Genomic DNA, 7219 nt, shown 5'->3' with positions numbered 1-7219 from the left:
CGGATGATCCGGATGTCGTGAGCGGCTTCGCGGAGGCCGGCGATGTCGCGCGGCAGGTCCGCATCCTTCTCAAGGCTCTCAATGAATCGATCGTACCGCGTGCCCGCAAGCGGCGCGACGGCGAAAACCTTCTTCTCGCCCCGCCTCGACGCCGTGATCCCCTCCGAACCGTGCGTCAGCCGCCACCCCTGATCGGTCACGAAGTAGGTGATATCGATGTGCTCGCGGTAGTTACCCTCGGTGCTCGTCACCGCCAGGTCCGCCGCCCACGTGATAAACAGGTGCGCCGCCCCGTCACCCTCAAAATCGAGTTTCATCGACTCCGTATCCGCGCAGCGAAGCTCCGGATGGGCGTGGTTGTCGGAGAAGAACGTCACGTGCGTCGCCGCGCGCCCCATCAGATAACGCGAGAAATTCATGTTGTGAATCTCAGCGTCCATGAACGGCCCGCCGTTCTTCGCCGGATCGGTCGCCCAGTTGTTCCATTGAGGATAGTGGTGAATCCAATCGTGCCGCACCAGCGCGAGCTTGCCGACCTCGCCGCTCTCAAGCATGGTCTTGTACGTCTCGATCAGGTTGTTGCCGGTCCGCAGATAGAACACGCCGCAGCGGACCTTGCCCTCAACCGCCTCGACCATCGCTGCGCAATCCTCGACGCTCGGCGCCAGCGGCTTGGTGGTGATGATGTCCTTGCCCGCCGATGCCGCCCGTACGATCAGCTCCCTTCGAGCCCACGGCGGCACAAAAAGGCACACCGCGTCGATGCCCGGATCGTCGAAGATGGCGCCCGGATCGTCAACCACGCCACCGCCAAGCTCCGCGGCGTACTTGCCCGCCCGAGCCGAGTCCGTATCGAAAAGCGATTTGACCCCGATGCGGGTGCTCGCCTTGATAACCGCCAACTCGCACCGCAGGTAGTCGCCGCAGCCGATGATGCCAAAATTATACTTCCGATCCATGAGCCACCTCCTATGCCAGGGGAAATACCTTGCGATACGCGTCCAGGATCGCGTCGATCCTGCGGTTGCTCTCTTCGTTGACCTTGCTCCGCTGCGGATCGGCCTCAAACCGCGCGATCGTCCGTTTGATGCCCGCGCGGAACGGAATGGTCGCCCGGTAGCCGGGCACGAACGTCTTGATCTTGCTGTTGTCGAAGATCGCGCTGTGCGACTTATCGCCCAGCAGCGTGCCCTCCTGCCCCGGATCGAGGTGCACGATCAGGTCCGAGGGAACGTGCACGATCTTGGCGTCAACGCCAACCGCCTCCGCCACCGCCTGATAGATCTGATCCCACGTCAGCAACTCATCCGACGTAATATGAAACGCGTGTCCCACCGCCTGTTGATGGCCCAAAAGTCCGACGAAACCCTTCGCGAAATCCTCCGAATGCGTGACCGTCCACAGCGACGTCCCATCGCCCGGCACCACCACCTTGCCGCCCTTTCTCATCCGATCGACGATGGTGTAGTCGGTCCAGCCGCCAAACGCCAGCGGGATGACCGTATCGTACGTCAGCGACGGCCGAACGATCGTCATCGCAAATCCCTGCTCGCGATACGCCCGGTTCAGCATCTCCTCGCACGCGATCTTGTTCCGCGAATACTCCCAGTGCGAATTGGCCAGCGGAGTCGACTCGGTAATGACCGGATGCGACGGCGGCTTCTGATACACCGAAGCCGAACTGATGAAGATGTACTGACGCGCCGTCTCCGCGAACAGCGCGATGTCGCGCTCGATGTCGCCGGGCGCAAACGCGATCCAATTGACCACAGCATCCCAGCGATGTCCTTTAAGGACCTCAGCGACCTCATCCTTCTTATGGATGTCCCCGATGATCGTCTTGGCCCCGGGCACGTCCACCTTGTGATGGCCGCGATTCAGCAGGTGCAGATCAACGCCCCGTTCGACCGCCAGCCGACTGACGGCTGTGCTGATGTTCCCCGTCCCGCCAATGAAAAGAACCTTCATGACCGTACTCCGATAGACCCAACACATTGCCAACGACACGATTGTAGTGGCCCGGCCACGGCCTGACTGCCTGTTTTCGGTCAATCATTCCGCGTATCCTGTCGTATGGGCTGGTCGCAAAGGCCGAAACTCGATAAAATACAGCCATGCAGTCGACCAACTGGCAGACAATGCCCGAAGGCCACGCCTTTTCCATCGAGAGGCAGTGCCTGAGTGTCTTTCGTTGGCACCATCACTCGTACTGAGAAATATTCGTTGTGGCTGATGGATATGGCAAGGTCCTCGTCGGCGACTACACCGGCCAGGCCCGCAGTGGCGAGATCTATCTGGTCGGGCCGGGTGTCCCCCATTCGTTCTACACCGTCCAAAGCCCTCCCGTCGCCAGCCCGGGCATGGAGTTCTGCGTCATCAACGCCGACCTCGAGAGGTTCGCCAACGCCATGCCGGGCCTGGCCGAGCTGACCGATCTGCTCGAGACCTCGCGACGAGGCATTCTTTTTGGCGATCAGACCGGCACAAAGGTCCGTGAGATACTGAGACGTTCCTCCGCAGCCGAAGGCGTTGGTCTGGCCGCCTTGACCCTCGAAGTCCTCGACGTGTTGGCCAAAGCGACCGACGGCCGGCAACTGGTAAGCCCCCGCTGCCGGATGGAGATTAACGACCGCGAGTATCGGAGAGTCAACGCCGCCACGCAGTACCTGCACCAGTGCTATCGGCGCCCGGTGCGCCTCGCCGACGTGGCCGCCCGGTCGCACGTCAGCCAGCCGATGCTCTGTCGCCTGTTCCGGCGGGCGCTGGGCAAGACGGTGGTCGAGTATCTCAACGAGCTGCGCATCGACCACGCCTGCCGACTCCTGGCCGAAACCGACCTTCCCATCACCGCCGTCGCCTTCGACGTCGGCTACAACTCCCTCTCGAACTTCAACCGCATGTTCATGCGGCTAAAGCAAACGACTCCCAGGCAATTCCGCAACCACAGCGGGCCGGCAACAAGAGGACGATCAGACGCCATCGCCTGATCGCCCGTAATCCAAGAATTGAAATTGGTGCCACGAACCCTTCGCTACGTCAGACGCCGTGCAACCCGTCTGACCAATGCCAAGCCCACCAAACCGAGAATCATCGCCCCCGGAGCCGGGATCGGAACGCCCACCAGAAGCTTGTCCTTGCTGATGATGAACGTATCGCCGTACCCGTCGAGCAGGAAATCCCACTGAAACGCCCACGTCACGTCGCCGGTCAAAGGACCACCGCTGTTATTCAACTCCGAAGGCAGCCCATCCTCAAGCTTGTCCCGCGTGCTTGACCAGTAATCGGCTTCGTACCGATCCGGGTCCGGCGTCACCACTGTTTCACTGAACATCGCCAGCGGGTCATACTGCTGGACCGTGCTGGCGTTGACCACTTCCACCGTATCGTCAGCGGGGGTTCCGTTCAGATCCAGGTCCGTGTACTGGAAAAAGTGTAGGTCCAGAGGGTCTTCACAGCGGCTGATGATCCGGATCGTTTCTGCTACGGACGACGTGTTGCTCAGCGCCTCGCCGCCGGTGAGCAGGTATGTGACCTCGACCGTGTACAGGTCGTAGTCATACTTGAGAAACAACATGTCGTCATCGCCGTTCCCGTTGGAATCGGACGAAATGGCCGCGACCGGTCCGGAAGGGGTATGCAGAGGTCGTTCCCAATCCTGCCCCGTCCGCACCCAGAACCACTGCTGATTCAGATGATTGACCCCCTCGATAGTCCATTCGAACGCTCCAAAGCCGGGCTGAATACCGACGGCCATCGACGCATTCCGGTCTTCCAGTACGACCGTATTGGGTAGTGGGATCGTATCGGCCGTCACCGCTGGGCCGAAGATCGCTGCCGCAACGGCGGCCTCGAACAACATCATGCGTGAAAATGAACTACTCATAATCGCTCCCCCTATATCTGGAACCGTAACAGCAAAACGGCCAACAGCCAGGTCAGCAGAAGCGGGGCGGGCCGCGGCACTCGGCGGCGGGCAAGGCGACATCCACCTGCCGACGATCGGCGGGCTTTTCGACAAAGCTGTTTCCGGAGCGGCACCCACGCCTGACCATTGGGCCGCTGTGCCAACACGGCGGCTTGCCTTTCCTGATTGCGGTCGCCGCCGCCGATCCGGAGCGGCGGGAACTGAAATCAGCGAAATCGACGGCATTCATTGTGCAGCGGATGAGCACGCCCGGAGTTGCAGCCTGCCATGCCGCTTCCGCCCTGTCGCCGAATGCTCTGGTCGCCCGTTCGCCCAGAATCGACCGGTAGCCGACCAGGCAGATCACCGCCATGCCCAGCGCCAATACCCAGTTTCGGATGTGCGAACCCCGCCCCCTCATGGAAACGCGTGCCTCAAAACCCTCTGTGGAGATGAACGAACCGCTCGTCCAGCGATTCCGCTGAACGACCGCACGACCCCTGGACCACCATGCTGCAATTAGAACGTTCACCAAAGATGTCGGCAATCGGGGCGGAGGCTGTTTTTGGGATCGGGGAACTTATGCACGGGCCATCGGTCAAACGCCGGATCGCCCCAGCCGCCCGCCACCCCCAGCGGCGCAAAAAAAGGGCGTTCAAGCGTCATCGCCTGATCGCCCGCAATTCAGAAAGCGAGGCCGACGGGAGTCGAACCCGCAACCATCGGATCGACAGTCCGATACTCTAACCAATTGAGCTACGGCCCCGTCGCTTTCCAGACCTATATTATTAGCGGCCACGAATCGCCTTGTCAAGACCTCTGAAACGAAATTTCCCCATGATTTTGACCCCAAAATCCGCCTGCCTCCGCACACCTCAAACCCTTAGTGCTTGACCGGCGAAGCGGCCGGGGATATCGTTCTTGCGGGATCGATCAGGGGCTGGAATGGTCTCCGCCAGGTAACGGGAGGCAATCATGGATATAACAATTCAGATCGGCCAGCGTTGGTTCCACGCTGAGCTGGACGACTCAGCGACGGCCCGGCTGATCGCCTCCGCGCTCCCTCTGACCGCGACGGTCAATCGATGGGGTCAGGAGATATACTTCCATATCCCGGTCCACGCCGCCCCTGAACCAGACGCCCGGGCCCAGGTGCGGGTGGGCGAATTGGGCTACTGGCCCGACGGCGCAGCGTTCTGCATCTTCTTCGGCCCGACCCCAGCCAGCCGCGGCGATCAACCGGTGGCCGCCAGTCCGGTTAACGTCATCGGCCGCCTGATCGAACCCGTCGATGTCGCCGCACTGGATGCGATCGAACCTGGAACAAAAGTGACATTGAGCATATAGAATGACTAAAAAACAAAAAGAAACACTGGAGAACGCCCCGACCGTGGGCATGGTCAGCCTCGGCTGCGCCAAGAACCTGGTCGAAAGCGAGGTCATGCTCGCCGACCTGGCCCTCAAGGGCTTCATCATCACCGGCGACTACGCCGACGCCGACGTGCTGATCGTCAACACCTGCGGCTTTCTCCAGGTCGCTCAGGAAGAGGCGGCCGAGGCAATCGACCAGCTTGCCGCCCTCAAGGCCCCGAACGGCCGCTGCCGCTGTCTGGTGGTCGCCGGCTGCTGGTCCCAGATCGCCGCCGACCAGATCCTCAACCGATGGCCGCAGGTCGATCTGGTCATTGGCGTCAACGACCGTCAGCGCCTGATCGACTCGATCGGCTGCGTCTCCGAAGCGGACGAGCCGGTGGTCAAGGTCTCGCCCAAGGTTCAGCCGATGCCCATCGAGGATACCCGCTTTCGGCTTACCCCGACCCACTGGGCCTACCTGCGGATCAGCGAGGGCTGCTCCCAGGGCTGCACCTTCTGCACCATCCCGCGGATTCGCGGCCGCTATCGCAGCAAGCAACCCGACCTGGTGGTTCGCGAAGCCCGCCAACTCGTCGCGAGCGGGGCCAGGGAACTGGTCCTGATCGGCCAGGAGACCACCAACTACGGCCACGACATGGACCTCAAGGGCGGCTTGGCCGCCTTACTGGGCCGGCTCGACCGGGTTCCAAGCCTCGACTGGATACGCTTGATGTACACCTACCCAGCCAACTTTGACGATACCGCGATCGCCGCCATGGCCGACCTCGAGCACGTGGTCGAGTACGTGGACATTCCGCTTCAGCACATCAGCGACCGGATCCTCAAACGCATGGGCCGCCGCATCGACCGATCCGCCACCGAACGGCTGCTCGATAAACTCCGGTCGCGCATGCCGGACATCGCCATCCGCACCACCCTGATTGTCGGTTTCCCCGGCGAGACCGACGACGATTTCCAGCAACTGCTCGACTTCGTCCGGACCTGGCAGTTCGACGCCATGGGCGCCTTTGCCTTTTCGCCCGAGCCCGGCACCCCAGCCGCCGCGATGCCCGACCAGACGGAACACCAGGTCAAGCTCCAACGCCTTGATGCCCTCATGCGAGCCCAGCGAAGCATCGCCCGCAGGAAGGCCAAGAACTGGATCGGCCGCCGCTTCGACGCCTACGTCGAACCGCCCGATCCAAGCGCCAGGGGCGATTTCTGGCCCACCCGGCACCGAGGCCAGGCCCCCGAAGTCGATCCCGTCACCCTCGTTCGCCGGGCTGATCTGGCCGCAGTTTCTGCTGGCCCGGGAGACAAGCTGCGTTTAGAATGCACAGCGACCCGGGGCTACGACCTGGTCGCCCGACCGGTCCGGTAGCCCCTGAATCCCGGCCTTCTGGCCGTCAGCGGGTGCCGCAGATGACACAAAAACCGAAATTCCTGACCCCCAACAACCTGACCTTCGCACGTCTGGTGATGGCCGCAGCGGTGTTTGCGCCGATGGCCTTCTACAATCCGGTGGAGCACAATGCCTCCCTCCTCGACCTGGCCGCCGCGCTGTTTCTCATCGCCACCCTGACCGATGTGGTCGATGGCTACATCGCCCGCCGCTTCCAGATGCAGAGCTCCCTGGGACGGCTCCTGGACCCGTTCGTCGACAAGGTGCTGGTGATTGGGGCCTTCATCTTTCTGGCCGGGGCCAACTTCCACGTCGGCGGCAAAAACCTGACCAGCCTCACCCCCTGGATGATCGTCCTGATCATCTCCCGCGAACTGCTGGTCACTTCGCTTCGCGGGGTCAGCGAGGCACAGGGCGTGGCCTTCGCCGCCACCGTCTACGGCAAGGTCAAGATGTTCCTCCAGTCGGCCTGCATCATCGTCATCCTGATCAGCGTGGCCCACTTCCGCGACGTCAGGTGGGCCGACATCGTCCGGCTGGTCATGGTCTGGACCACCGTG

8 protein-coding genes and 1 tRNA gene are annotated in these 7219 nt (G+C 62.1%); 4 read left to right on the top strand and 5 right to left on the bottom strand.

Annotation, left to right across the window (positions count from 1 at the left end):
• Both GXY33_00715 and GXY33_00710 read right to left on the bottom strand, forming a co-directional pair.
• Positions 1-959: Gfo/Idh/MocA family oxidoreductase (locus GXY33_00715; protein NLX03643.1), on the bottom strand; the 959-nt coding region annotated here is incomplete at its 3' end.
• A 10-nt stretch (positions 960-969) separates the two neighbouring features.
• On the bottom strand, positions 970-1968 hold the full coding sequence (locus GXY33_00710; protein NLX03642.1) for an SDR family oxidoreductase: 999 nt from the start codon (positions 1966-1968) through the stop codon (positions 970-972).
• A 257-nt stretch (positions 1969-2225) separates the two neighbouring features.
• Between GXY33_00710 and GXY33_00705 the strand changes: the two genes are divergently transcribed.
• Positions 2226-2987 carry a helix-turn-helix transcriptional regulator gene (locus GXY33_00705; protein ID NLX03641.1) on the top strand — a complete coding sequence of 254 codons (762 nt, stop codon included), beginning with the start codon at positions 2226-2228 and terminating at the stop codon, positions 2985-2987.
• A 44-nt stretch (positions 2988-3031) separates the two neighbouring features.
• Here the strand turns inward: GXY33_00705 and GXY33_00700 are convergent, their stop codons facing one another.
• From GXY33_00700 to GXY33_00690, 3 genes are all read right to left on the bottom strand, one after another.
• On the bottom strand, positions 3032-3883 hold the full coding sequence (locus GXY33_00700; GenBank protein NLX03640.1) for a hypothetical protein: 852 nt from the start codon (positions 3881-3883) through the stop codon (positions 3032-3034).
• A gap of 52 nt (positions 3884-3935) precedes the next feature.
• On the bottom strand, positions 3936-4277 hold the full coding sequence (locus tag GXY33_00695; GenBank protein NLX03639.1) for a hypothetical protein: 342 nt from the start codon (positions 4275-4277) through the stop codon (positions 3936-3938).
• A gap of 319 nt (positions 4278-4596) precedes the next feature.
• Positions 4597-4670, bottom strand: a tRNA-Asp gene (locus GXY33_00690).
• Between the two features lie 209 nt (positions 4671-4879).
• Between GXY33_00690 and GXY33_00685 the strand changes: the two genes are divergently transcribed.
• The 3 genes from GXY33_00685 to GXY33_00675 form a co-directional block, all read left to right on the top strand.
• Positions 4880-5251: a hypothetical protein gene (locus GXY33_00685; GenBank protein ID NLX03638.1), complete on the top strand. Its 372-nt coding sequence runs from the start codon at positions 4880-4882 to the stop codon at positions 5249-5251.
• A gap of 1 nt (position 5252) precedes the next feature.
• Positions 5253-6638, top strand: a complete 1386-nt coding sequence (gene rimO, locus GXY33_00680; GenBank protein ID NLX03637.1) for a 30S ribosomal protein S12 methylthiotransferase RimO — start codon at positions 5253-5255, stop codon at positions 6636-6638.
• A 41-nt stretch (positions 6639-6679) separates the two neighbouring features.
• On the top strand, positions 6680-7219 hold a 540-nt coding region (locus GXY33_00675; GenBank protein NLX03636.1), incomplete at its 3' end, for a hypothetical protein.

The organism is Phycisphaerae bacterium (assembly GCA_012729815.1).
In the GTDB taxonomy this organism is placed as follows: Bacteria; Planctomycetota; Phycisphaerae; order JAAYCJ01; family JAAYCJ01; genus JAAYCJ01.
The sequence above is the reverse complement of the archived record's forward strand: the minus strand, read 5'-3'. Positions and strand labels throughout refer to the sequence as shown.

Excerpts from the sequence above, each read along its gene's own strand:
- GXY33_00710 (NLX03642.1), bottom strand. The coding sequence starts at position 1,968 with ATGAAGGTTCTTTTCATTGGCGGGACGGGGAACATCAGCACAGCCGTC.
- GXY33_00700 (NLX03640.1), bottom strand. The coding sequence starts at position 3,883 with ATGAGTAGTTCATTTTCACGCATGATGTTGTTCGAGGCCGCCGTTGCG.
- GXY33_00695 (NLX03639.1), bottom strand. The coding sequence starts at position 4,277 with ATGGCGGTGATCTGCCTGGTCGGCTACCGGTCGATTCTGGGCGAACGG.
- GXY33_00685 (NLX03638.1), top strand. The coding sequence starts at position 4,880 with ATGGATATAACAATTCAGATCGGCCAGCGTTGGTTCCACGCTGAGCTG.
- rimO (NLX03637.1), top strand. The coding sequence starts at position 5,253 with ATGACTAAAAAACAAAAAGAAACACTGGAGAACGCCCCGACCGTGGGC.